The organism is Pseudoalteromonas sp. A757, from assembly GCF_004103285.1.
GTDB lineage: Bacteria > Pseudomonadota > Gammaproteobacteria > Enterobacterales > Alteromonadaceae > Pseudoalteromonas > Pseudoalteromonas galatheae.
The window spans coordinates 215,611-240,356 of the sequence record NZ_QNQN01000071.1; the positions used below are offsets into that span (position 1 = coordinate 215,611).

At 44.2% G+C, this 24,746-nt stretch carries 22 protein-coding genes; 9 read left to right on the forward strand and 13 right to left on the reverse strand.

The window, feature by feature from the left end:
* Positions 1–41: 41 nt before the first annotated feature.
* Both DRB05_RS15240 and DRB05_RS15245 read left to right on the forward strand, forming a co-directional pair.
* Positions 42–1,604 (forward strand): serine hydrolase, encoded by a 1,563-nt coding sequence (locus tag DRB05_RS15240; RefSeq protein WP_128727696.1) that lies wholly within the window; start codon positions 42–44, stop codon positions 1,602–1,604.
* A gap of 103 nt (positions 1,605–1,707) precedes the next feature.
* On the forward strand, positions 1,708–2,628 hold the full coding sequence (locus DRB05_RS15245; RefSeq protein ID WP_128727697.1) for a histone deacetylase family protein: 921 nt from the start codon (positions 1,708–1,710) through the stop codon (positions 2,626–2,628).
* Here DRB05_RS15245 and DRB05_RS15250 read toward each other — a convergent pair.
* On the reverse strand, positions 2,625–2,924 hold the full coding sequence (locus DRB05_RS15250; protein ID WP_128727698.1) for a DUF4144 family protein: 300 nt from the start codon (positions 2,922–2,924) through the stop codon (positions 2,625–2,627). The genes DRB05_RS15245 and DRB05_RS15250 overlap by 4 nt on opposite strands.
* A 76-nt stretch (positions 2,925–3,000) precedes the next feature.
* Between DRB05_RS15250 and DRB05_RS15255 the strand changes: the two genes are divergently transcribed.
* Positions 3,001–5,517 carry an EAL domain-containing protein gene (locus DRB05_RS15255; RefSeq protein ID WP_128727699.1) on the forward strand — a complete coding sequence of 839 codons (2,517 nt, stop codon included), beginning with the start codon at positions 3,001–3,003 and terminating at the stop codon, positions 5,515–5,517.
* Here the strand turns inward: DRB05_RS15255 and DRB05_RS15260 are convergent.
* The 12 genes from DRB05_RS15260 to rsmD form a co-directional block, all read right to left on the reverse strand.
* On the reverse strand, positions 5,490–6,311 hold the full coding sequence (locus DRB05_RS15260; RefSeq protein ID WP_128727700.1) for a DUF2797 domain-containing protein: 822 nt from the start codon (positions 6,309–6,311) through the stop codon (positions 5,490–5,492). The two genes, DRB05_RS15255 and DRB05_RS15260, sit on opposite strands and share 28 nt — an antisense overlap.
* A 114-nt stretch (positions 6,312–6,425) precedes the next feature.
* A complete protein-coding gene (gene purD / locus DRB05_RS15265) occupies positions 6,426–7,709 on the reverse strand; it encodes a phosphoribosylamine--glycine ligase (protein ID WP_045990370.1) in 1,284 nt (427 codons plus the stop codon).
* A 15-nt stretch (positions 7,710–7,724) separates the two neighbouring features.
* The gene (locus tag DRB05_RS15270; protein WP_128727701.1) at positions 7,725–8,561 is read right to left on the reverse strand and encodes a class I SAM-dependent methyltransferase; all 837 of its coding nucleotides are present in this window, start codon (positions 8,559–8,561) and stop codon (positions 7,725–7,727) included.
* A gap of 100 nt (positions 8,562–8,661) precedes the next feature.
* Entirely contained in the window at positions 8,662–10,248 is a 1,587-nt protein-coding gene (purH, locus tag DRB05_RS15275) for a bifunctional phosphoribosylaminoimidazolecarboxamide formyltransferase/IMP cyclohydrolase (protein WP_128727702.1), read from the reverse strand.
* Positions 10,249–10,459: 211 nt separating this feature from the next.
* A complete protein-coding gene (fis, locus tag DRB05_RS15280; RefSeq protein ID WP_010374122.1) occupies positions 10,460–10,750 on the reverse strand; it encodes a DNA-binding transcriptional regulator Fis in 291 nt (96 codons plus the stop codon).
* Positions 10,751–10,795: 45 nt separating this feature from the next.
* The gene (gene dusB / locus DRB05_RS15285) at positions 10,796–11,761 is read right to left on the reverse strand and encodes a tRNA dihydrouridine synthase DusB (protein WP_010374120.1); all 966 of its coding nucleotides are present in this window, start codon (positions 11,759–11,761) and stop codon (positions 10,796–10,798) included.
* Positions 11,762–12,064: 303 nt separating this feature from the next.
* Positions 12,065–12,937 (reverse strand): 50S ribosomal protein L11 methyltransferase, encoded by an 873-nt coding sequence (gene prmA / locus DRB05_RS15290; RefSeq protein ID WP_128727703.1) that lies wholly within the window; start codon positions 12,935–12,937, stop codon positions 12,065–12,067.
* Between the two features lie 74 nt (positions 12,938–13,011).
* Positions 13,012–14,862 (reverse strand): RNA polymerase sigma factor RpoD, encoded by a 1,851-nt coding sequence (rpoD, locus tag DRB05_RS15295; RefSeq protein WP_128727704.1) that lies wholly within the window; start codon positions 14,860–14,862, stop codon positions 13,012–13,014.
* 121 nt (positions 14,863–14,983) lie between these two features.
* Positions 14,984–16,723: a DNA primase gene (gene dnaG / locus DRB05_RS15300; RefSeq protein ID WP_128727705.1), complete on the reverse strand. Its 1,740-nt coding sequence runs from the start codon at positions 16,721–16,723 to the stop codon at positions 14,984–14,986.
* 177 nt (positions 16,724–16,900) lie between these two features.
* A complete protein-coding gene (locus tag DRB05_RS15305) occupies positions 16,901–17,347 on the reverse strand; it encodes a GatB/YqeY domain-containing protein (RefSeq protein WP_128727706.1) in 447 nt (148 codons plus the stop codon).
* 20 nt (positions 17,348–17,367) lie between these two features.
* Positions 17,368–17,583, reverse strand: coding sequence for a 30S ribosomal protein S21 (gene rpsU, locus DRB05_RS15310; RefSeq protein ID WP_010362466.1), 216 nt, complete (start codon positions 17,581–17,583; stop codon positions 17,368–17,370).
* A gap of 186 nt (positions 17,584–17,769) precedes the next feature.
* Complete coding sequence (gene rsmD / locus DRB05_RS15315; protein WP_128727707.1) at positions 17,770–18,354, reverse strand: 16S rRNA (guanine(966)-N(2))-methyltransferase RsmD; 585 nt, start codon at positions 18,352–18,354, stop codon at positions 17,770–17,772.
* A 262-nt stretch (positions 18,355–18,616) separates the two neighbouring features.
* On the opposite strand from rsmD, the gene ftsY reads away from it, so the two are divergent.
* From ftsY to rraB, 6 genes are all read left to right on the forward strand, one after another.
* Entirely contained in the window at positions 18,617–20,530 is a 1,914-nt protein-coding gene (ftsY, locus tag DRB05_RS15320; protein WP_128727708.1) for a signal recognition particle-docking protein FtsY, read from the forward strand.
* Between the two features lie 114 nt (positions 20,531–20,644).
* Positions 20,645–21,322 (forward strand): cell division ATP-binding protein FtsE, encoded by a 678-nt coding sequence (ftsE, locus tag DRB05_RS15325; RefSeq protein WP_017218471.1) that lies wholly within the window; start codon positions 20,645–20,647, stop codon positions 21,320–21,322.
* Positions 21,319–22,305: a permease-like cell division protein FtsX gene (gene ftsX, locus DRB05_RS15330; protein WP_128727709.1), complete on the forward strand. Its 987-nt coding sequence runs from the start codon at positions 21,319–21,321 to the stop codon at positions 22,303–22,305. The genes ftsE and ftsX overlap by 4 nt, the downstream gene beginning before the upstream one ends.
* 298 nt (positions 22,306–22,603) lie before the next feature.
* Positions 22,604–23,461 (forward strand): RNA polymerase sigma factor RpoH, encoded by an 858-nt coding sequence (gene rpoH, locus DRB05_RS15335; protein ID WP_010374102.1) that lies wholly within the window; start codon positions 22,604–22,606, stop codon positions 23,459–23,461.
* Positions 23,462–23,655: 194 nt separating this feature from the next.
* Entirely contained in the window at positions 23,656–24,369 is a 714-nt protein-coding gene (locus DRB05_RS15340; protein ID WP_010374100.1) for a 1-acylglycerol-3-phosphate O-acyltransferase, read from the forward strand.
* On the forward strand, positions 24,369–24,704 hold the full coding sequence (gene rraB, locus DRB05_RS15345; RefSeq protein WP_128727710.1) for a ribonuclease E inhibitor RraB: 336 nt from the start codon (positions 24,369–24,371) through the stop codon (positions 24,702–24,704). Before DRB05_RS15340 ends, rraB begins: the two co-directional genes overlap by 1 nt.
* Positions 24,705–24,746: the final 42 nt, after the last annotated feature.

The following is a 24,746-nucleotide window of genomic DNA, read 5'->3' on the forward strand; positions in this document are numbered from 1 at the left end:
TAACATCGTGATTGGTTGTGGCAAAAAACCAAGGAAAAATAATGAAAATAACACAATGGCTATTAACCTCCGGCCTAGTTGCAGCAAGTTTTTTTAGTGCGCAGGCAAGTGCGGCAGTAAACCAACAGGATGTTGAAACTGCGGTAAAAAGCGCAATGACAAAATTTAATATTCCAGGTTTGGCAATTGGTATCGTAGAAGATGGCCAGGTTGTAATGACCAAGGGCTTCGGGGTGACGCATTTAAATAAGCCAGCTAAGGTCAATGCGGATACCTTGTTTGGTATCGCATCCAATACCAAAGCATTCACGGCAGCAGCGCTGGCGATGTTGATAGATCAAGGCAAGCTGAGTTGGGATGACAAAGTCATCAAACATATTCCAGAATTTAAGCTCTATGATAGCTATGTTACTCAAGAGATGACGATCCGCGATTTATTAAGTCATCGAAGTGGATTGGGCCTTGGGGCAGGCGATCTTATGATCTGGCCTGATACTGATAAAACCATGCCAGAATTGCTGGCAGGTATTTCACATCTCAAACCTGATTCAAGTTTCCGTAGCCATTACGCTTATAACAATTTGATGTTTGTTGTTGCAGGAGAAGTTGTAAGCCGAGTCAGTGGTAAAGATTGGCGCGATTTTGTTGAGCAGGAAATGTTTACCAAGTTGGATATGGATGACTCAAAGGCTGGATTCTCTCGGATCCCGGCTAACAATAGTAATTGGGCGACTGGCCATATTCCGATGGATGGCAAACTTACGCCGTTCTTTGTTAATTACCTAGAAGATTTCCGTGGTGCTGGCGCCATTGCGTCTAACGTGGATGACATGACCAAGTGGTTACAAACTCAGCTTAAAGGTGGTCGCTTACCTTCTGGCGACCAGCTATTTAGCCAAGAGCAACAAGTGCAAATGTGGCATCCACACATTACACGCATTCCCGCAGCAAAAGCCGCAAAAGTATATCACCAGCAGTTTAGAGGGTACGGCCTTGGTTGGGCAGTAGAGGACTACTTTGGTTATAAAAAGGTGGGCCACGGCGGTGGGATTTTAGGTATGGTGTCGCAAGTTGCGATGATCCCAGAGAAAAAACTGGGTGTGGTGGTCTTATCAAACCAGCAAAAATACCCTGCACTTTCCGCGATTATCAATGAAGTGTTTGAAGATGCGCTTGGCCTAGAAGATAAAGACTGGGTGCAGATCATCGCCGATGATTACTTTAAGGCGCAACAAGAAAAGTATGCCAAAGCTGGGATAATCGAAGTTGCAAAACCACAGCCTGCTTTACCGTTGAACAACTACACGGGGACATTAAATAGCGCTTGGTATGGCGATGTGGTAGTGGAAAAGCTCGGTAAGGCACTGCGCATTGATTTTACGCATACTAAGCGCCTAAAAGGGAAACTTGAGCACCTAACCGGTAACACTTTTGTGGTGCGTTGGGATGAGCCATTACTTGAAGCAGATGCTTACATCAATTTTGTGATGGATAAATCTCAACGGGTTGAGTCTGCTGCGATGGAGTTTGTTAATCCAGAAATAAGCGACTTTAGTTTCGATTTCCATAACTTGGATTTAAAGGCGAAAGAAATCCAGCACTAAGTATACCAAAGTATCAAAGCCACAATTATGTGGCTTTGATATAGTGAAAGAGTAGCTACTTAAATCAACCTCGTCGCAAACTAACATAGGATGTATATTCGTTATGCGTACTGCAATTATTACTCATCCATATTGCCGCAAGCATAAAATGACCGAGGAACATCCTGAGTGTCCTGCGAGGTTAGATGCGATATCAGATCGGTTGCTAGCGTCTGGACTTGATATCGCCATTGAACACAAAACGGCACTGAAAGCCGATACCTCACACTATGCATTGGTTCATGATCAAGCCATGATCAAAGAAGTCATGGATAAAATTCCTAATGAAGGGTTAACCGAACTAGACGGCGACACTTGGCTTTGTCCTGATTCTATGAGAGCGATTGAACGGGCTGTTGGCGCAGGAATACTTGCGGTGGATGAAGTCGTTGCTGGTAAACTTGACGCCGCCTTTTGTTCTGTGAGACCTCCTGGACATCATGCCAATCAAAGTACTTCATCGGGATTTTGTGTCTTTAATAATGTTGCTATTGCCGCCGCTTATGCAAAAACAAAAGGCGTAGAGCGGGTGGCTATATTGGACATCGATGTACATCATGGTAATGGCACGCAAGACATTTTCAAAGACGATCATAGCGTGTTACTTTGCTCTTTATTTCAGCACCCTTTTTATCCAAATACCGCGATTGAGAATCATCAAACACTTATCAATTCTCCATTGAGTGCAGGAGCAGATGGCACAGAATTAAAAGCCTTGGTGGAGCAACAATGGTTACCTAAGCTGCAATCATTTAAACCTCAGCTCATCTTTATCAGTGCAGGGTTTGATGGTCATTTAGAGGATGATATGGGCGGGCTCAAGTTTGTTGAACAAGATTACCAGTGGTTCACCGAGCAAGTGGTAGAGTTTGCAAACTCATCGGACTGTTTGGGGATTATTTCATACTTAGAAGGGGGCTACGATCTTTCTTCTTTAGGCCGCAGCGCTGTGACACATATCAAAGCGCTGGTTGAAGCCGGTTAGCTTAGACCTAACAAATCAAAAGCCTGCTGAGTATTGCTCAGTTGGATTTTGCTCACGCAACACTGGCCTTCGTCAACGAGATATTGTTGCACTAATTCGGTTAAATATTTCAAATCAATACATTGCACGGGCGCACCGTGTACGTTGCTGCAGCAATCGTTTGGGTATACTAGAATTAACCGTTTGAGTGACGCATCATCGAGCAGATGCGTTGCATCTCTAAGTGCTTTTTCATCTTCGATAAACTCTATACTTTGGTCTAATACCAGCAATAAAGGATAGCTTTTTATCGCCATAATTTGTTCTTGGTCAAGTTATAAAAAGTGTCGCCCAGTATACTTTAAATTGGAATAATATTGCGAGAGTGTGCTTATGGTTGGTGATTCACGTCAGTTACAGATCAAAGAAGTATTTACCAATAGCTTGTTATGTTGCGATGAGCAAACCAGTCTATACGATGCGGTGGCGAAGATGCGAGCGAGCAGAGTGAGCTCGATCTTTGTTACTCGTGCCGATGATATCATTGGTATCTGGACCGAATCGGATTGCGTTAAGCTCAATTTTAACGATCCCGACTTTGCACAGGTCCCGATCCGGGCCGTGATGACAGCACCAGTGCAAAAAATTCAAATAGATAAAACCTTGAGCGAGGCAACGGTCAAGTTCCACCAACTAGGGATCCGTCACTTACTCGTGGTGGACTCGGATAATCTACCTTGTGGTGTGGTTTCTTTATCCGATATCGTGCGCAGTCAAGGGCTCGACCATTATTTGCATTTTAGACCAATTGAGCAGCACTTTGACTCGAGCATAGTGATTTTAGACAGTGAAGACTGCGTCTCTGATGTTATCAATAATATGCGTGAGCTAAAGCTTACCGCCGTGCTGGTGTATAACCGTGAATTAAATGAGTATGGCATTATTACTCAGCGTGATATTGCGTATATTATTCTCAACCCTGATTGGCGTCAGCCTTGCTGGCAATTAGCCAACTATCCTATGCTCTCCATGACGCCAAAAGACAGTCTATTCGATGCTTACCGGCTGATGACGGTAAACTCCATTCGTCATTTGGTGGTGATTTCCCCTGATTCGCAACAAGTGATTGGGCTATTAGCACTCAAAAATGTCCTGACTGAAATTGAAACTGCATATTGTAGTGAGCTGGAAAAAGTCCTAGTACAACGTGATATTGCACTGCAAAAATCGGAGAAAAATCTATATCTAGCGAACCGTATTATTGATGCTTCTCTCGATGGCATCATGATCACCAAAAGCTCAGGAGAAATAATCCAGATCAACCCAGCGTTTAGTGCGCTTACCGGCTACAAAGATTACGAAGTGCTAGGGAAAAACCCAAGTGTGTTGAGCTCTGGGCTACATGATGAATCCTATTATCAGAGTATGTGGCAAACGCTTAGAGAAACGGGTGTGTGGCAGGGCGAGATATGCAATCGTAAAAAGAGCGGTGAGATTTATGTTGAATGGCTCACGATTATTGAGATCAGAGAGCCGTACAGTGACGATATGCTTTACGCAGCTATTTTTAGCGACATTACAGAGCGTAAAAATGCGGAAGAAAAAATTGCTCGCTTAGCCTACTTTGATGAATTGACTGGGCTGCCTAATCGTCGCTTATTCTACGATAGACTCTCTATGGCATTGGCATCAGCGCACCGTTATAAGCAAAAACTCAGTGTGATGTTTATAGATTTAGACCGCTTTAAAGAAGTGAATGACTCACTTGGGCACAGCGCTGGAGATGAGTTATTAGTGCAGGTTAGTGAGCGAATAAAGTCTATTCTAAACGAAGGTGACACGTTGGCCCGACTTGGTGGCGACGAATTTGTCGTGTTACTAAGCGAAGTGAATGGCATGTCGGAGGTTATTGAATTTGCAGACCAAATCTTAATGGCATTATCGAATCCCTTTCAACTTGGTGATATGCAGGTGGCTGCGACGGCCTCAATGGGGGCTGCTATTTATCCCGAGGATGGTCATGATACGGAAACTTTACTCAAACACGCCGATGTTGCTATGTATCGCTCCAAAGAAGTCGGGCGTAATTCATTCCAATTATTCGAAGCTTCGATGAATGCACGTTCATTTGAGCGTTTGTCCATGCTAAGTCGTTTTCAGAATGCCTTGGAAAATGACGAGTTTGAACTGCATTTTCAGCCATTGCAATGTTTAACCAGCAGTCGCATTTCAAGTGTTGAGTGTTTGCTAAGATGGCGTGACCCAAATCTCGGGATGATCTCGCCGGCCCAATTTATCCCACTTGCTGAGGAGCTCGGGCTTATTATGCGCTTAGATCAGTGGGTAATAGATAAAGCCTGTCAGCACTTGTCGCAATGGCAATGCGCTGGGGTTGAGATTAGGCGCATGGCGATTAACATCTCGGCGTCTCATGTCACTCAAGGCGACCTTTATCAGTGTGTCGCGCAGGCATTAAAAAAGCATAACGTCGACGGTAAGTATCTTGAGCTTGAGCTTACCGAAAATAGCTTTATCGGTAATCTTCACGAGGCTAAGTACACCTTGAAAAAACTCAAGGAGCTGGGTGTCAAACTGGCGATTGATGATTTTGGTACAGGGTATTCTGCGCTCAGTTACTTGGCTAAGCTGCCCATCGACATCTTAAAAATAGATGCGAGTTTTATCGCTAAAGTGCCCGATGAATATGGCAATAGCGAAATTGTTTCGGCAATTGTGGCGATGGCTAAGGCGCTCAACCTGCAAGTTGTAGCTGAGGGCGTAGAGAAGCCAGTACAGAAACGTTATCTGCGCAAGCTAGGTTGTCATACAATCCAAGGTTACGTCTTCTGTAAGCCACTTACAGAAGACGATTGGCATGCATTTTATTCGTCGGAGAAGGTGATTTCGTAAGAGGTAAACTTACGGATATTGATCACGCCATTATCAAAAATAAGATATTGGCCTTTGATCCCTTCAAGCACGCCTGATACTACAGGGTCTTTATCAAAGTTAAACGAGCTGATTTTACTCGGGTGCTGGTTTACAGGGAAGGTGAGGTCGACCACTTCCTCGTCTAGTACTTCAATAGCGGTTGCACCAAAGAGTTCTGCCAGCTCGTCGAGTTTGGCTTGGATCTGTGGGATAAGTTTAGCGGCTTCTGCTTTGAGGTCTATTTCAGGATTGATGCCTTTGAGCATATTGCGCCAGTTAGTCTTATCGGCAATAAACTGAGCCAGCGCCACTTCCACTAATCCTGACTGGTGACGGGTCTGCACCTTAAAAATCGGCAATGCTTGCGTTGCGCCTTGATCTACCCAACGCGTTGGGATCTGCGTATGACGGGTGATCCCAACTTTAAGGCCTGAGGTATTGGCCAAATACACATAGTGCGGGATCATACAGTTCTGTTCGCCCCATTGGGGTTCACGACAGGTACCTTGATCATAGTGACAGGTCTCTGGCTTCATAATACACATGTCGCAGCTGGCGAGCTTTCTCATACACACGAAGCAGTGCCCCTGCGAATAGCTTTTTTTGGTTTTTTTACCACAGCTACTGCAAAATATATTGCCGGTGAAGGTAAGGGTGACGGATTTACCAAAGTAGTCATTGAGTGATACTAAGTTATCACCCACGGGTAATTGATATTGAATAGGTTCAACAAGCGCTGACTTTAACTTGCTGAGCGTACCTTGTACTTGCATCTTTGCCCCTAAAAATGCTCATAAAAGGGTAGGATACCATTACAAACTAAGAAACGCAGTGTGTAAAAATGAAAAAGGCCAGCATCGAGCTGGCCTTACAAAACTGAACGCGAATTAGCTTTCGCGTGCGATTGCGCGATATGCGATATCTGTGCGGTACTCTACGCCATCCCAGTGAATGTCTTTCACTAGAGAGTAGGCGCGTTTTTGCGCTTCGGTTACCGTGTGGCCAAGGGCCGTTGCACATAATACTCGACCACCAGCGGTGACTACATGCTCGCCATCTTGCTTAGTACCGGCATGGAACACTTTTTCACCTTCAGGATAGTTCACCTGAAGACCTGAGATAGCGTCACCCTTAGGATAGTTGCCAGGGTAGCCACTAGCTGCAAGCACAACACCAACGGCAGCTCGCGGATCGAATTCAATCGATGTTTGATCAAGCTCTTCACGGTTTGCCGCTTCAATCAGCTCAACTAAATCAGATTGGAGGCGTAACATGATAGGTTGTGTTTCTGGGTCACCAAAGCGGCAGTTATACTCGATAACTTTTGGTGTGCCGTCTGCTGTGATCATCAAACCAGCGTATAGAAAACCTGTATAAGGGTGACCTTCTTTCGCCATACCTTCAACCGTTGGATTGATCACTTCGGCCATGATGCGATCATGAATATCTGGCGTGACTACAGGAGCTGGAGAGTATGCACCCATGCCCCCTGTATTTGGGCCTTTATCACCATCGTACGCACGCTTGTGATCTTGGCTGGTGGCAAAAGGAAGTACATTTTTGCCGTCAACCATGACGATGAAAGAGGCTTCTTCACCTTCTAAAAACTCTTCAATAACCACACGGCTGCCCGCTTCGCCAAACGCATTACCCGCAAGCATATCGCGGATAGCTTCTTCTGCTTCCGCTTCGGTCATTGCCACGATGACCCCTTTACCTGCAGCAAGACCATCAGCCTTAACAACGATAGGTGCCCCTTGTGCTTTCAAGTAGGCAAGCGCAGGCTCAATCTCTTCAAACGTTTGATAAGCCGCTGTTGGAATATCGTGACGTGCTAAAAAGTCTTTAGTAAACGACTTAGAGCCTTCTAGCTGCGCTGCCGCTTGAGTAGGTCCAAAAATAGCTAAGCCTTCTTCACGGAAACGGTCAACCACACCGATAACTAGTGGTGCTTCAGGGCCAACAATGGTTAATTGTACATTGTTTTCTTTAGCAAAGACGACCAAGGCATCGATATCTTCAACGCCGATAGCCACGTTTTCGAGTTTAGGCTCAAGCGCAGTACCTGCGTTACCAGGTGCTACAAAAACCGTTTTTACAGATGGGTTTTGTGCGGCTTTGAACGCAAGCGCATGCTCACGTCCACCGCTGCCAATGACGAGTACATTCATGGCGAAATTTTCCTATTAAAGCTTTTTAAATTTTAAGGTCATGCGGTCGCTTTCCCCAATCGCTTTGTATTGCGCTGCTTTTTCATCACCTAGCGCTAAGCGAGGTGGCAGAGTCCAGACGCCTTTTGGGTGATTGGCGCTGTCTAGCGGGTTAGCGTTAATGTCGCTGCTTGCAACTAATTCAAACCCAGCTTGCTTGGCGATATCAATAACATAACTTTGCTTCATATAACCTGACGACTTTTGATCCTCAAGTTGGCGGTGCTCAGGCAGACGGTGTTCAACCACACCTAAAATGCCACCAGGCTTCAGTGCCTTATTAAACGCGTTGAACGCGCTAAGTACACCTTCATCTCCCTTACCCATGTACCAGTTATGCACGTTACGGAAAGTTAGTACCACGTCAGCACTGCCTTGTGGTGCAATGTTGCTGTGTGTTACCGGTGCAAATTCTGTGATCTTTACTTCACTATAGTCGGGGTTGGTTGCTACTTTTTCTTTGTAGCTTTTTAATGAGCGTTGATAGTAGCCAACATCTGAATCAGCAGGGAAGTGCGCTGCATAATAGGTGCCTTGGCCTTTAACCAGTGGCGCTAAAATCTCGCTGTACCAACCACCACCAGGTGCAATTTCTACCACGGTCATTGATGGCTCAATGCCAAAAAAAGCAAGCGTTTCACTTGGGTGGCGATACTGGTCTCGCGCTCTATCTTTCTCAGCTCGATTGTCGCTAGCAACTGCTTTTGCAATCGCGCTTGGTACTGCTTGGCTGGAGTTGGATTCTGTCGCGTTACAGCCCACTAAAGTGGTAAATACTGCAGCAGCGATAAGAGATTTCATACCTAGATTCATCGTTAGCTTCCTTCATTCTGTTATGATTATGCTGTAGCCAGAATACTGGAAATTAGCTGAAACAAAAAGCGCGAAACTCATAAGTTTCGCGCTTTATTGATTAATGGCGGAAGTGGCGCATGCCGGTAAACACCATTGCCATTCCCGCTTCATCAGCGGCGGCAATCACCTCTTCATCACGCATTGAACCACCCGGCTGGATAACCGCAGTGATACCCGCAGCTGCAGCGGCGTCAATGCCATCACGGAATGGGAAGAACGCATCAGAAGCCATGACAGAACCTGGAACTTCTAGGTTTTCGTCTGCGGCTTTAATCCCTGCGATTTTTGCAGAGTATACGCGGCTCATTTGGCCAGCGCCCACACCAATAGTCATCCCATCACGAGCGTAAACAATCGCGTTGGACTTAACAAATTTAGCGACTTTCCAGCAGAACAGTAGATCTTTTAGTTCTTGCTCTGTAGGCTGACGTTTCGAAACCACCTTAAGGTCGTCCAAACCAACCATACCTTGGTCACGATCTTGTACTAAGATACCGCCATTAACACGCTTAATATCAGTACCTGTGGTTTTGTTTGACCACTGACCACATTCTAGTAAACGTACATTTTGCTTTGCAGCAACGATTTGTGCGGCTTCTTCTGATACGCTCGGCGCGATGATAACTTCAACAAACTGACGCGCTACGATGGCTTCCGCCGTGTCGCCGTCTAGCTCTCGGTTAAAGGCGATGATACCACCGAAGGCAGAAGTCGGGTCGGTCTTAAATGCGCGGTCATAGGCGGCAAGAATGTTTTCATCTACCGCAACACCACAAGGGTTTGCGTGTTTTACGATAACACAAGCCGGCTTATCAAACTCTTTAACACACTCAAGTGCTGCATCGGTATCAGCGATATTGTTATAAGACAGCGCTTTACCTTGAAGTTGTTTAGCCGTCGCGACGGATGCTTCTTCAATGTTGTTTTCAACATAAAAAGCAGCGTCTTGATGCGAGTTTTCACCGTAGCGCATATCTTGCTTCTTAGTGAATTGCATATTGATAGTGCGAGGGAATTTGGTTTCCTCTGCTGCTTCTTCCGTATAATCCGGAACCATTTTACCGAAGTAGTTGGCAATCATGCCGTCATACTGTGCGGTATGCTCGTAGGCCGCAATAGCAAGGTCGAAGCGTGTCTTGTATGTTGTAGAACCAGAGTTTGCCTTCATTTCTTCAATGACACGGCTGTAGTCATTCGCATTTACAACAATGGTCACGTCTTTGTGGTTCTTAGCCGCAGCACGAACCATAGTTGGACCACCAATATCGATATTTTCGATTGCATCTTCTAGGCTACAGTCAGCTTTCGCAACAGTTTGTGCGAAGGGGTATAAGTTGACTACTACTATATCGATTGCTGAAATATTGTTTTCAGTCATGACGTCTTCGTCTTGACCGCGACGTCCTAAGATACCGCCGTGCACTTTTGGGTGAAGCGTTTTAACGCGACCATCCATGATTTCTGGGTGGCCAGTGTAATCAGATACTTCTGTTACTTTAATGCCGTTGTCTGCAAGTAGTTTGCAAGTACCGCCAGTTGATAAAATTTCTACGCCTTGAGCTGCAAGTGCTGTGGCGAATTCAACGATACCGGTTTTATCTGACACGCTTAGTAGGGCGCGACGAATTGGACGATGTATATCCATGATGGTTCAGGTTTCCTCAATGATTAGTTAAGGGCTAGCTTAGAAAGCCGGTATTTTAGCGCATTATTGTTAAGATGACGATGTTAAAAGGCGAGATAAACATGAGAAAAGTGCGATATGAAAAGGATAAATGTCCGCTAGCTGCTGAATTTTAAACAATAAAAAAGCACCCGAAGGTGCTTTTTTATCAACTAAACTTTACCAGCAGTGCTTAGTTCATGCCGTATTTTTTTAGCTTCTTGCGAAGTGTGCCACGGTTGATGCCTAAAAGGATCGCTGCACGAGTCTGGTTACCACGAGTATAAGTCATAACCTCTTCAAGTAGAGGTGCTTCAAGCTCAGAAAGAACTAACTCATAAACGTCTTGTACGTCTTGACCATTAAGCTGCTTTAGGTAGTGATGTACAGCTTTTTTAACTGCATCGCGCAAAGGTTGCGGTTTCTCTTGTGACTGAACATGAGCGTTAGTAATAAATGGAGAAGTCACATTTTGTTCGAACATCGTTATGTCTCTTTCTTAGTTAGCCTGAAGGATGAATAAATTCATTCACCCTAATGTTTCAAAATAGTCTTCTAATGCCTCGATTTGCGCTTCTGGCGTCTCCAAGGCATTGAATACTCGCCTAAATTGACCTTCTTGGTCATGGGCCTGCAAATACCAAGATACATGCTTGCGTGCGATGCGCGCTCCCATTGGCTCACCATAGAATTGATGAAGATTTACTAAGTGCTCCATCAATATTGCTCGAACCTCTGCTATTTCAGGTTCTGGCAAATGTTCACCGGTTTGCAAATAGTGGTCTATTTCTCGGAAAATCCAAGGACGACCTTGGGCGGCTCGACCAATCATAATGGCATCTGCGCCCGTGTATTCCAGCACCTGCTTCGCTTTTTCAGGAGACGTAATGTCACCGTTTGCTACCACAGGAATAGATACTGAACGTTTAATTTCTCTGATCGTGGCGTATTCAGCTTCGCCCTTATACATACATGCTCTTGTACGGCCATGCACGGCTAGCGAAGCAATGCCTCGACGTTCAGCTATGCGAGCAATCTCAACACCGTTACGATTGTCTGTGTCCCATCCTGTACGGATTTTTAACGACACAGGTACATCAACAGCAGCAACCACAGCGGTTACGATTTCGTCAACCAACTCTGGATATTGCAACAATGCTGAGCCTGCAAGCTTCTTGTTCACTTTCTTAGCGGGGCAGCCCATATTGATATCTATGATCTGCGCACCGTTTGCGACATTAAATTGTGCTGCTTGCGCCATCAACTCAGGATCCGCTCCTGCGATTTGTACCGAGCGAATGCCCGATTCACCGCTGTGATCCATGCGATTTTGCGACTTATCAGTTTTCCACACTTTTGGATTTGAAGACAACATTTCTGATACCGCAAGCCCTGCACCTAGACGTCGACACAGTTGTCGAAACGGTCTGTCGGTGATCCCAGCCATTGGTGCTACGATAAGATTGTTTTCAAGTTGGTATGGACCAATACGCACTACAGTTTAATCCGCCTTACCTCAAGGGGCGCTAAGTTTACGGTTTTTTTCGCAAAAATCAAAGGTTATAAATTGAACATAATTGCTTTTTTTTTGAACTTTATGGGTTGACATTTGATAACAACCTGAGAGCTCAGATAATTTGCACGAAATTTATGCAAAAACAATTTTAAAGGTACAATTTGAGTCGAAAATTTAAGCTGTGAAAAATGCGTAAAGCCTGTTAATTACAGGCTTTACCAGTTAAAACTTACTAACTTTCATTGATCCGCTGATACTTTTGTCAGCGTTACGTTAGCTGCCTTATTTTTTCACACCGCTGACGCGCGTCCATTCACCCTGTTGAGCAATGTTGTCTAGCTTTAAAAATGGTGCGTAAACATCCGCAACGGATTGCGCTTGCTCTTCTAAAATACCAGACATGGCGATGGCGCCTTTATCGCCTAAAAAGCCGAGAATAATTTCGTGTAGCTCTCTCAGCGGCTGTGCAAGAATATTAGCAACAACGATATCAGCACTGAATTGCGGCTGGTTTTCAGGTAAATACACTTCTAGTTTATCTGCAACGCCATTACGCTCGGCATTATCGCGGCTTGCGATAAGCGCTTGTGGATCGATATCAATACCAATCACACGCTCAGCGCCTAATTTGATTGCTGCGATACCTAAAATCCCAGAGCCACAGCCAAAATCAACGACCGTTTTACCGCTTAGGTCTTGTTGTTCTAGCCATTGCAGGCAAAGTGCGGTTGTGGCATGGGTACCAGTACCAAATGCAAGGCCCGGATCCAGTAACACATTGACGGCATTGGGATCTGGCACATCACGCCAGCTTGGGCAGATCCATAATCTCTCACCAAACTTAATCGGGTGAAAATTATCCATCCACTCGCGTTCCCAGTCTTTGTCTTCAAGCTGTTCAAGCTTGTAGTTCAACGGCTTGTGATACTGTGATTGGACAAAGTCAACGACTGCTTGCATATCATGATTCGCTTCAAATAAACCGATCACCGTTGTCTCGGGCCATAAGATGACTTCGCCGGGTTTTGGTTCGTAAACGGGATTGTTTTTACTATCCATGAATGTGACAGACGGACAACCGACATCCATAAGCATATCGCTTAACGCATCGGCATCGGCTTTATCTGAATAAATTCGGATTTGGATCCAAGCCATGTGTGTATACCTATTTAATCCAATTAATATAAAAAAGGCCGCTGAATAGCGGCCTTAATCTTATTTGCTACTTTTTAGCCCTTAACGTCTAAAAAGCTCTTTAATAGATCTGAGCGAGAAGGGTGGCGCAGCTTACGTAACGCTTTAGCTTCAATCTGACGAATACGCTCACGTGTTACATCAAACTGTTTACCCACTTCTTCTAACGTGTGGTCTGTATTCATATCGATACCGAAACGCATACGTAGTACTTTAGCTTCACGAGCGGTAAGGCCTGCCAGTACTTCGTTGGTTGCGCCACGAAGACTTTCCATCGTTGCTGAATCAATCGGCGACTCGATAGTAGTGTCTTCGATAAAGTCACCAAGATGTGAATCTTCATCATCACCAATTGGCGTCTCCATTGAGATTGGCTCTTTGGCGATTTTTAACACTTTGCGGATCTTATCTTCAGGCATCATCATACGTTCTGCCAATTCTTCAGGACTTGGCTCACGGCCCATTTCCTGTAGCATTTGACGAGAGATACGATTCAGCTTATTGATTGTTTCAATCATATGCACTGGAATACGGATAGTTCTTGCCTGATCCGCAATTGAGCGCGTGATCGCCTGACGGATCCACCACGTTGCGTATGTTGAAAACTTATAACCACGACGATATTCAAATTTATCAACCGCTTTCATCAGACCAATGTTACCTTCTTGGATCAGATCCAAGAACTGCAGGCCACGGTTGGTATACTTTTTAGCGATTGAAATTACAAGACGTAAGTTCGCTTCAACCATCTCTTTCTTCGCACGGCGAGCTTTCGCTTCACCAATACTCATGCGACGGTTGATGTCTTTAATACGCTCAATGCTAAGACCCGTGCTATCTTCAAACGCTTTAAGCTTGTTAACACAACGTTCGATTTCAGGTTTTACTTCAGCAAGTTTTGCCGAATGTTTTTCACCTGATGCAATTTCAGCATCGATCCATGCGGTATCGGTTTCATTGTTAGCAAAGTGCTTAACAAAAACCTTTTTTGGTACCTTAGCAATCTGGACTGCTTGTTTCATGATGATACGTTCTTGAACACGCACTTTGTCCATCATGTCGCGCATGTTATTTACCATGCGGTCGAATTGCTTAGGTACTAACTTGAAAGTACGGAAGTGATCGCCGATTTCCTGAATTGCAGCTTTTGCATCTGGGTGCGAGCGACCTTTACTTTCAAAAATTTCTCGCGCTGTATTATACAATGTACGAAGATGTTCAAAATGCTCACGAGCTTCTTCAGGATCAGGGCCTGAATCGCCTTCTTCTGAGTCGTCATCGTCATCATCTTCATCATCATCTTCGTCATCTAAGTCTTCATCACTTAGCTCAGAACCGATGTGTGTTGCTGAAATTGGTGCTTCATCTTCCTCAATAGCATTAGGATCAAAGAAACCAGAAACAATGTCGCTTAGACGCATTTCTTCTGCTTCGTACTTGTCCCATTGCTCTAGCAGGTAAGTAATAGCTTCTGGGTATTCAGCAACAGAAATCTGTACTTGGTTGATCCCTTCTTCAATGCGCTTAGCGATTTGGATTTCGCCTTCACGAGTTAGAAGTTCAACCGTACCCATTTCACGCATATACATACGAACAGGGTCAGTTGTGCGGCCAATTTCTTTTTCTACTGTTGCTAATGCCGCAGCTGCTGCTTCCGCAGCATCCTCATCTGTTGTTGTTTCTTGCATCATCAACTCATCAGCATCAGGCGCATTTTCAGAGACCTGAATACCCATATCGTTGATCATGCTGATGATATCTTCTACCTGATCTGAGTCTATGATGTCTTGTGGAAGATGATCGTTAACTTCTGCAAAAGTTAAATAACCTTGCTCTTTACCTTTCTGAATCAGAAGTTTGAGTTGTGACTGAGGAGATTGATCCATAGAGAAATTTGCTTCCACTCTGAAAAGTTGATACAACAGGCGCCAGCCATTTAACAGCTAAATTTTGATGACGCAGTGAATAGAACATTATAGCACCGAAAATTGCTATTGACTAGAACTTCTACTGTTTAAGCGCTTGGGTAAGGAGTGCGCATTCTAGCCGCTCATCATTTGTTAAGCCTTCGGTTTTCTCCTTTATTAATAGGGTCTCTAGGCGATAATTTAAACACTGATCTTCAATAAATTGAAAAGTATTTTTAAATTCGTCTTCTAGCCTATCTTCAGCAACGCCATGTTGCCATACCGCAAGCTTTTTCAAGGCATCGAATTCAGCTTGGCCGCGATAGTGTTCAAGTAACTGCGCTGTGTTTATTTGTGGGTTATCACTACATAACATTTGTAAGCTCAGCAGTAGTTGAATACCTGGGATTGCCATTTCACCTAGCTCTGGCATGTACTCAACCGTTTGCGCAAGCTGTGGATGTTGGAGCAGTAAGCCAATCGCTCGACGCATCGGAGTCACTTTAAATTGGCGCTCAATTTTATTCTGCTGTTTGTTACTTGCTAATTTAGCACTAAGCTGCTCACGAGTACGACCAATTAACCTCGCTAAGGTAGTTAACAAACTCTCTTGGTAGTAGTCACTGGGTATTTTGCTGATCAGTGGAATGGCATCGGTAAGCAGCTTGGATTTGCCTGCATCATTTGTAAGGTCGCATTGCTCACGTAATTTGGTAAACAATACTTGCGTATAATCGCTTGCCGTTTCCAGTCGTGCTTCAAAGGCGTCTTTGCCTTCTTGCTGCACTAATGAGTCCGGGTCTTCACCATCAGGCAAAAATACAAACTGTAGTGACTTACCGTCTTTCAAGTTAGGTAGGGCATGGTCAAGCGCACGCCAAGCAGCATCGCGGCCAGCTCTGTCACCGTCGTAGCAGCAGATCACTCTGTCGGTATTACGAAACAAAGTTTGCATGTGTTCAGCGGTGGTTGCAGTGCCTAATGCGGCAACGGCGTAATCAATGCCTTTTTCTGCTAGGGCAACGACGTCCATATAGCCTTCCACAATCAACACCTTATCTAATTGCTTGTGTGCTTGCTTGGCTTCATAAAAACCATAAAGCTCGAAACTTTTATGGAAAATGCGTGTTTCAGGCGAGTTTAGATATTTAGGGCCTTGATCTGCACCCATTATCCTTCCGCCAAATGCGATGACACGACCACGTTTGTCACGAATAGGGAACATCAAGCGATCGCGGAAGAAGTCAAATTGGCGGCCAGCTGACTTTTCTGATGCTAATTTCAAATCAAGCAGCTGTTGCTTGTGTTCTGGCTTGCGGGCTAGTTGATTGCACAATGCTTCCCACTCAGGTGGTGCATAACCAATCATAAACTTTTGTACAGTTTCGCCACTCAAGCCGCGCCCTTTTACGTAGTCAATTACTTGAGTGGCATTGCTATGGTGCTTTAACTGATGCTGATAAAACTTAGCCGCTTGGAGCATTAAGTCATAGTCAGACTTTTTTTCTTCCATTGAACGCTGCGGCCCTTGCGGGGCATTTTCGCGTGGTACTTCTAAGTTTAATAGGGCAGCTAATTCTTCAATAGCATCAACAAACTCAAGCTTGTCGTATTCCATTAAGAAGGAAATTGCGTTGCCATTGGCACCACAGCCGAAGCAATGGTAAAACTGTTTATCACGTGACACGGTAAATGAAGGTGTTTTCTCATTGTGAAATGGACAGCAGGCTTGATAGTCTTTTCCTGCCTTTTTTAATCCCACACGACCGTCTATGAGCTCGACAATATCCGCTCTTGCGAGCAAGTCATCAATAAACTGTCTAGGAATTTTGCCTTTCATTTATGTTCCGAAGTTGTATTAGCAAGTGAGCGCATTATATCAAGTAGCGACGAGAAAAAATCAACTTAATTCAATTGAGGTATCTTATCAGCGCTGCATTGATACGCATGACGCCTAAAACGAAGAAACCGAGCGCGAGGCTCGGTTCACTTATCAATCATACAATTGTATGTGGGCTTAAGCGGTAAGTCTTTGCTTAATTAAACCAGAGACTTTACCCATATCAGCACGACCTTCAGCTTCAGCTTTAATCGCACCCATTACTTTACCCATGTCTTGCATGCCTGATGCACCAGTTTGTGCAATCACGGCATCAATTAGCTCGACAATTTCATCTTCACTAAGTGGCTTAGGAAGGAATGTCTCAAGTACGCTAATTTCGTTAGCTTCGATCTCAGCTAAGTCTTCACGCCCTGCATCTTTATACTGGGTATAAGAATCGCGACGTTGCTTAACCAACTTAACTAAAACCGCAGTAATGCCTGCGTCGTCTAGTGTAGTTTGGTTGTCGATTTCTCGCTGTTTAATTTCAGCAAGTACCGCACGAATCGCGCCAAGACGAAGTTTATCTTTGGCTTTCATCGCTTCTTTTTGTGCGTCTTTTAGCGTAACTAATAAGCTCATTGATACAAGACCAATACTGATTAGTATAATTTAACGCGACGTGCGTTTTCGCGAGAAAGCTTCTTCATGTGACGCTTAACCGCTGCAGCTTTTTTGCGCTTACGCTCAGCAGTTGGCTTCTCGTAGTGCTCGCGACGACGAACTTCAGAAAGGATACCTGCTTTTTCACATGAACGTTTGAAACGACGTAGTGCAACGTCAAACGGCTCGTTTTCTCTTACTTTAATTACTGGCATTAAAAATTCACCTACCTAATTAATGAGCTTAGCTCTATCTGGCTAAAAACTAGCCAATTGGTTCAAAAATGGTGCGGTATTGTAATCTGAAGCAAGACCGCATGTAAAGCTTAAATTATAGCTAAAAACACCAGCCCTGTCATGTCATACGCTAGCGGCTGTTTTTTCATTCTTTATGGGGGAATTTCAGCGCTGATAAAGGCGGCAGATCACTTGTCCTGCATGCTTTTCTTTAATCAAGTGCCAATTTTCTGGTGTTTCAGGTTGTGCCTCTTGTTCAAATTCAACATAGATGAGCGCGTCTTCGCTGAGCCAAGACTGCGATTCAAGTAAGGCGCAGCAAGGAGTGACAAGCCCTTTGCGAAAGGGGGGGTCAATAAAAACCAAGTTATATTGCTGTTGCTTAGGGTTATTTGCCAGCATGGTTAATGCGTTGGTATTAATGATTTCAACGTTATCCAGCTTAAGTAAGGTTGCATTATTGCTAAGCTGCGTCGCTGCGGTTTTATCCAGTTCGATAAAGGTTCCGCTTGCTGCAAAGCGTGAAATAGCCTCAAATCCTAGACTGCCAGCACCGGCAAAGCAATCGAGTACTTTTGCGTCTCTTACATCCTGCATGAGCCAATTAAAAACGGTTTCTTTCATTCTATCCGTTGTTGGTCTTAATCCCACAACATCATGAACTGGTAACTTGCGACCTTTATGCTTGCCACTGATCAGGCGAATGAATCCAGACTGCTTGGTATTTGACTTAGGCTTAGATTTTCTCATAGCGACGTAATTTGCTTCTTTATTAAAGGTTCTTGGTGTCAGGATTTTTCATCCTTACGGAACATGGTACACTTGCACGCAATTTTGTCTAAGCACTAAGGTTGCCATCCTCGGCTTGCCTTTCGAGCCCAAAATTAAGTGTGATATCAATCCAAGTAAAAGCGATAAGCTGATGCGGATTGGCGTTTTCGAGTATGGTAGCAAGATCATCAACATTTTGCTTTGGGTTTATGCAATTTATCTAACACGGTCATAAGTGAATATGGGAAAGAAAAACAAATTTTTATCTTGGTTGGGCTTTGGTAAATCCGATAAAGAGCAACAAGAAGCTGAGCGCCAAGAACAGTTAGCAAAAGAACAAGCAGAGCGTGAAGAGGCGGAACGTCAGGCGCAACTAGCGAAAGAGCAAGCAGAGCGTGAAGAGGCAGAGCGTCAGGCACAATTAGCAAAAGAACAAGCTGAGCGTGAAGAGGCTGAACGTCAGGCACAATTAGCGAAAGAACAAGCTGAGCGTGAAGAGGCAGAACGTCAGGCACAATTAGCGAAAGAACAAGCTGAGCGCGAGGAAGTTGAACGTCAGGCACAATTAGCGAAAGAACAAGCTGAGCGTGAAGAGGCAGAACGTCAGGCGCAACTAGCTAAAGAGCAAGCTGAACGTCAGGCACAATTAGCGAAAGAACAAGCCGAGCGTGAAGAGGTTGAGCGTCAGGCGCAACAAGCAAAAGAACAAGCTGAGCGTGAGGAAGCAGAACGTCAGGCGCAACTAGCTAAAGAGCAAGCCGAGCGTGAGGAAGCTGAACGTCAGGCACAACTTGCGAGAGAACAAGCAGAGCGTCAGGCGCAATTAGCGAAAGAGCAAGCCGAGCGTGAAGAGGCAGAACGTCAGGCACAATTAGCGAAAGAACAAGCTGAGCGTGAGGAAGCAGAGCGTCAAGCGCAAGAAGCGAAAGAACAAGCAGAGCGTGAAGAAGCAGAGCGTCAGGCGCAACTAGCTAAAGAACAAGCTGAGCGTGAAGAAGCAGAGCGTCAGGCGCAACTAGCGAAAGAACAAGCTGAGCGTGAGGAAGTAGAGCGTCAAGCGCAAGAAGCGAAAGAGCAAGCTGAGCGTGAAGAAGCAGAACGTCAGGCGCAATTAGCGAAAGAACAAGCCGAGCGCGAGGAAGCAGAACGTCAAGCGCAAGAAGCGAAAGAACAAGCTGAACGTGAAGAGGCAGAGCGTCAGGCACAATTAGCTAAAGAACAAGAGAAGCCGAAAAAAGAAGGTTTCTTTTCTCGCCTTAAAAAAGGCCTTTTGAAAACCAAAGCCAATATCGGCTCGGGCTTTGCTTCGGTATTCAAAGGCAAGAAAATCGATGATGAATTGTTCGAAGATCTAGAAACACAATTGCTAACGGCTGATATTGGTGTTGAAACCACGATGAAGCTGATAGATAACCTGACTGATGCTGCTGATAGAAAGCAGTTAAAAGACGGTGAAGCTTTATATGATCTAATGAAAAAAGAAATGTCAGAGATCTTAAAAACGGCAGAGCAGCCGCTTGAGATCCCTGCCGATAAAAAACCTTTTGTTATCTTAATGGTTGGCGTAAATGGTGTTGGTAAAACGACGACAATCGGTAAGCTTGCCAAACAGTTTCAAAGTGAAGGTAAATCCGTCATGTTGGCGGCTGGCGATACTTTCCGCGCGGCTGCGGTAGAGCAGTTGCAGGTATGGGGTGAAAGAAACAGTATCCCTGTTGTGGCCCAGCACACAGGTGCTGATTCTGCGTCGGTGGTATTTGATGCTTTCCAAGCCGCTAAAGCGAGAAATATTGATGTATTAATAGCGGATACAGCGGGTCGATTACAAAATAAAGATAACCTAATGCAAGAGCTTGAGAAGATAGCTCGAGTAATGAAAAAATTAGACCCAGACGCGCCACATGAAGTGATGTTGACGATTGATGCCGGAACTGGTCAGAATGCGATTAGTCAGGTAAAACTGTTTAATCAAGCGGTTGGCTTAACTGGTATCACGTTAACTAAGCTTGATGGTACAGCCAAAGGTGGGGTTATCTTTGCTGTGGCGGATCAGTTTAAGGTGCCAATTCGATATATAGGTGTAGGTGAAGGCATTGACGACTTACGCACCTTTAAGAGTGATGATTTTATCGAGGCTTTGTTCAGTCAAGAATAAATAGAGACATCAGTTGCAATAAAGCGGGCAAATTTGCCCGCTTTATTCGATTGCTGAATTGCTACAATGCCACGGGCTGAGCGTCATGGTTAAAAATAAGTATAAGAGGCCAACATGATTAAATTTGAGCAAGTGAGCAAAACTTATCCTGGTGGGCACAAAGCGCTGGAAAAAGTTAGCTTTGAACTTGCAAATGGAGAACTCGCATTTTTAACCGGCCACAGTGGCGCAGGTAAAAGTACATTATTAAAGTTGGTTAGCGTGATGGAAAGGCCATCAGCAGGCCGTGTCTACATTAATGGTGTTGACCTCAATACGGTATCCAACCGGCAAGTTCCTTTTGTTCGCCGAGATATTGGGATTATTTTTCAAAACCACCGCCTACTTGAACGTTACAGTGTATTTGATAACGTCGCACTACCTTTAGTTATTGAAGGTACTCACCATAAACAGATCACCAAAAGAGTACATGCTGCTTTGGACAAGGTGGGTTTGCTTGATAAAGCAAAGTGTCACCCGAGTGTGTTATCTGGAGGTGAACAGCAACGTGTTGGCATAGCAAGAGCGATTGTTAACTCGCCGCCTTTGCTGCTTGCAGACGAACCTACAGGAAACTTAGACCCTGAACTATCGATGGAAATTCTGAACCTATTTGAAGAATTTAATCGCCGTGGTACATCTGTTCTTATCGCTACCCATGATTTAGGGTTAATAGCACGTATGAAATACCGTAGCTTCACACTGAATCAAGGACGTATGCTACAAGATCCGCTAGCGGAGGACACGCTATGAGTTTGTTGTTTAAAGGAAGAGGAAATCAGGCTGAACAGAGTAAAAAGTCGATGTTTCATCATTTTTACTTTTTTTGTTTGATGATTATTCGTCAAGGTGTACAGAGCCTTGGGGAAATGTGGCGGACGCCAATGGCCTCTTTAATGACTATTCTAGTTTTGGGGCTCAGCCTGACATTGCCAGCGACGCTTTATGTGGTAGTGAAAAATGTCCAGCAGGTAAGTAGCGGGTTTAAAGAAGCATCTGAAATATCATTATTTGTTAAAGATGAAATGACAGAGTCACAGACACAAACTTTGGTGAAGCGACTTGCACTCTATCCAGAAATAGAAAAAGTAGTACTGATAAGTAAAAGTCAAGCTCTGGATGAATTTAAGTCAATGTCTGGCTTTGGTCAGGCGCTTAACTATTTAGAAGAAAACCCCTTGCCTAATGTTGTGTTGGTAACACCTGTTAGTCGTTTTAGAAAACCACAAGCCGCAACTGAGCTTCTTACTAAACTTGAAAAAGAGCGTGAGGTTGAGTTTGGTAAGCTGGATATTGAATGGCTAGAGCGCCTTAATGCACTACTGGGGTTACTAAAAGAAAGTGTGATCACCGTGGGGTTTCTATTGCTTAGCGCTGTTATCTTGATTATTGGAAATACCATACGCTTATCCATCATGGACAAGAAAGAAGAAATTCAAGTGCTAAAACTGGTGGGAGCGACCAATGCTTTTATTCAGGCTCCGTTTCTTTGGACTGGTGTATGGTATGGCATAGTTGGTGGTTTGGTTGCCTTTATCTGCGTTGCCCTTATGTTGTGGTGGTTGGAATCAGCTGTCTCTACGGTTGTTGGGGTATATCAAAGCAACTTTGTGCTTCAAGGGATGGCAGGGAATGAACTTTTAGTGCTACTTGGCACCGCGATTACTTTAGGGTTTGTAGGCTCTTTTCTTTCTGTACACCGTTATATAAAAGAGATTGAACCTGAAAAGGTGTGATTTAACGTTACAACTACCAATCGACTGCTAAAGTTTAGCAGTCGATTGCCAATTGCTATCAGATTTTAGCACTCAAGCAATCAGAACTAATTAAATTTAGCACTGTCATAAAAAAATAATATCGTAAAAAGAAGCCAAGTTAATTCAATATTTTTATTGTTATTCAATAGGTTATATTTTGTTTTTGAAGTTCTTCTAAAAAGGTTGATTTTAAAAATCAGATAAAGTAGATTGCATTTAGCACTCTAGATGTTAGAGTGCTAAATATACACGAAACGGTTTATCACTGAGGTGAAACATGACTAAAGATTTATACGCATTAGCACTAACTGGGCAGCAAAGCGCAAGTGTTGAAGGTTACCTTCAATCTGTAAGCACAATACCTATGCTTGGCGCTGAGGAAGAGAAAAAACTTGCGACACGTCTTCAGGAAGAAGGGGATCTTAACGCGGCTAAGCAACTCATTATGTCTCATTTGAGATTTGTTGCTCACATCGCAAAAAGTTATTCGGGCTATGGCCTACCTCAGGCTGATTTAATCCAAGAAGGTAACATTGGGTTGATGAAAGCAGTAAAGCGTTTTGACCCAAGTGTGGGTGTGCGTCTTGTTTCTTTTGCAGTACATTGGATTAAAGCGGAAATCCATGAATATGTGTTAAAGAACTGGCGTATTGTGAAAGTTGCGACGACAAAAGCGCAGCGTAAATTATTCTTCAATCTGCGCAAAAATAAAAAGCGCTTAGGTTGGTTTAACCAAGACGAAGTGACAACAGTTGCAAACGAGCTTGGTGTAAGTGAGAAAGAAGTTCGCGAGATGGAATCTCGTATGGCAGGCCAAGATATGGGCTTTGACCTATCTGCTGATGATGACGAAAGTCAAGCAGGTAACTTCTCTCCAGTACAGTATTTAACAGACACAAGTAGCGACCTTGCCGAAGAAGTTGAGCAAGAGCAGTGGCAAGAGCAGTCACATAATCGCCTATTTGCAGCACTGAAAACGCTTGATGAGCGCTCTCAAGATATCGTAAGTGCACGCTGGCTTGCTGACGAAAAGGCAACGCTACAAGATCTAGCTGAGAAATATAGCGTGTCGGCAGAGCGTGTACGCCAGCTAGAAAAGTCAGCAATGAAAAAGCTGCAAAACGCAATGAGCTAAATTTTGCAAAAATGATAAATCGTGTGTCAAATGCCGCTACTCAGCGGCATTTTTATTTTCTATAAACAGATCAGTATCTTAACTATCATACTCTGAGATTCCTCTGGCAGCCTCTAAACTATCATCATTTTGAGCTTACAAGTGTTCGCTTATTTTACTATAATGCGCAAGATTTTAATTCTGGAGTGGTTAAATTGATTGCCATTATACGAATTCTCTTATTAGCAGTGTTTATCATTGTTAGTGGTATTTGCGGATTGTTATTGTGCATTGTGCGCCCTTTTCACGCCAACAACGTGCACACGATAGCCAAATGGTATGGCTATATGTCAAAGTTGATAGGCGTTGAGTTGGTGATCACGCAGCATGAAAATGCCAAGCATGTTGTTCCTGCGATGTATGTTGCAAATCATCAAAATAATTACGATCTCTTTACGCTGCCGGCCGTGGTGCCAAAAAACACCGTCAGCATGGGGAAAAAAAGCTTAAAGTGGATCCCGTTCTTTGGGCAAATGTATTGGCTATCTGGCAACATTTTGATTGATAGAGCTAATCGTTCTAAAGCCTTAGGAACACTGACCAAATCAGCAAAAAAAATCACTGAGTCAAAACTATCGGTTTGGATGTTCCCTGAAGGAACCAGAAGCTATGGTCGCGGTCTGTTACCCTTTAAAACCGGGGCATTTCACACTGCAATGAGCGCCAATGTGCCTATCATCCCAGTGTGTATGAGTTCAACGCATGAGCAGATAAAGCTCAATCGTTGGAATAATGGAAAGGTCTATATCGATATACTAGAGCCAGAATATTTAGACCCAGAAGTGCCAGCAAGGGATCACGCTGCTCAGATCCATGCTAAAATGGCTCAAAGAATAGCTGAACTAGATGCAAAAGCGAGATTAAAATAATGGAAAACTGGCGTGAGATAAGTGAAGACATCGTTTCTTCATTGCTAGAAGACGGTTCAAACCCTGAAACGCTTTATGAAGTAGAACATCACTTTGTAAGTGAGGACTTTGACAAGCTGGAAGCAGCAGCATTAGCAGCATTTAAATTGGGCTATGATGTTGAAGAACCAGCAGAGCTTGAGCTCGAAGACGGCGGCAAAATTTGGGGCTTTGATGTTGTTGTAGAAGCCGAACTGGATACCGACGTCATCATGGAAGACGTAGACAAGTTAGAAAAGGTTGCATTAGACGCTGACGTTGAATACGACGGCTGGGGAACTTATTTCCAAGAATAGCAACTATATAAAACCCAGCATGTATACGGTGTTGGGTTTCCC

Bases quoted from the DNA above. Each gene is read 5' to 3' on its own strand.
- rraB (WP_128727710.1), top strand. From the start codon at position 24,369: ATGGAAAACTGGCGTGAGATAAGTGAAGACATCGTTTCTTCATTGCTA.
- ftsE (WP_017218471.1), top strand. From the start codon at position 20,645: ATGATTAAATTTGAGCAAGTGAGCAAAACTTATCCTGGTGGGCACAAA.
- prmA (WP_128727703.1), bottom strand. From the start codon at position 12,937: ATGGCTTGGATCCAAATCCGAATTTATTCAGATAAAGCCGATGCCGAT.
- DRB05_RS15240 (WP_128727696.1), top strand. From the start codon at position 42: ATGAAAATAACACAATGGCTATTAACCTCCGGCCTAGTTGCAGCAAGT.
- ftsY (WP_128727708.1), top strand. From the start codon at position 18,617: ATGGGAAAGAAAAACAAATTTTTATCTTGGTTGGGCTTTGGTAAATCC.
- fis (WP_010374122.1), bottom strand. From the start codon at position 10,750: ATGTTCGAACAAAATGTGACTTCTCCATTTATTACTAACGCTCATGTT.
- rpoH (WP_010374102.1), top strand. From the start codon at position 22,604: ATGACTAAAGATTTATACGCATTAGCACTAACTGGGCAGCAAAGCGCA.
- DRB05_RS15245 (WP_128727697.1), top strand. From the start codon at position 1,708: ATGCGTACTGCAATTATTACTCATCCATATTGCCGCAAGCATAAAATG.
- dnaG (WP_128727705.1), bottom strand. From the start codon at position 16,723: ATGAAAGGCAAAATTCCTAGACAGTTTATTGATGACTTGCTCGCAAGA.
- DRB05_RS15255 (WP_128727699.1), top strand. From the start codon at position 3,001: ATGGTTGGTGATTCACGTCAGTTACAGATCAAAGAAGTATTTACCAAT.
- purH (WP_128727702.1), bottom strand. From the start codon at position 10,248: ATGGATATACATCGTCCAATTCGTCGCGCCCTACTAAGCGTGTCAGAT.
- DRB05_RS15270 (WP_128727701.1), bottom strand. From the start codon at position 8,561: ATGAATCTAGGTATGAAATCTCTTATCGCTGCTGCAGTATTTACCACT.
- DRB05_RS15305 (WP_128727706.1), bottom strand. From the start codon at position 17,347: ATGAGCTTATTAGTTACGCTAAAAGACGCACAAAAAGAAGCGATGAAA.
- DRB05_RS15260 (WP_128727700.1), bottom strand. From the start codon at position 6,311: ATGCAAGTACAAGGTACGCTCAGCAAGTTAAAGTCAGCGCTTGTTGAA.
- rpsU (WP_010362466.1), bottom strand. From the start codon at position 17,583: ATGCCAGTAATTAAAGTAAGAGAAAACGAGCCGTTTGACGTTGCACTA.
- rsmD (WP_128727707.1), bottom strand. From the start codon at position 18,354: ATGAGAAAATCTAAGCCTAAGTCAAATACCAAGCAGTCTGGATTCATT.
- ftsX (WP_128727709.1), top strand. From the start codon at position 21,319: ATGAGTTTGTTGTTTAAAGGAAGAGGAAATCAGGCTGAACAGAGTAAA.
- DRB05_RS15250 (WP_128727698.1), bottom strand. From the start codon at position 2,924: ATGGCGATAAAAAGCTATCCTTTATTGCTGGTATTAGACCAAAGTATA.
- purD (WP_045990370.1), bottom strand. From the start codon at position 7,709: ATGAATGTACTCGTCATTGGCAGCGGTGGACGTGAGCATGCGCTTGCG.
- rpoD (WP_128727704.1), bottom strand. From the start codon at position 14,862: ATGGATCAATCTCCTCAGTCACAACTCAAACTTCTGATTCAGAAAGGT.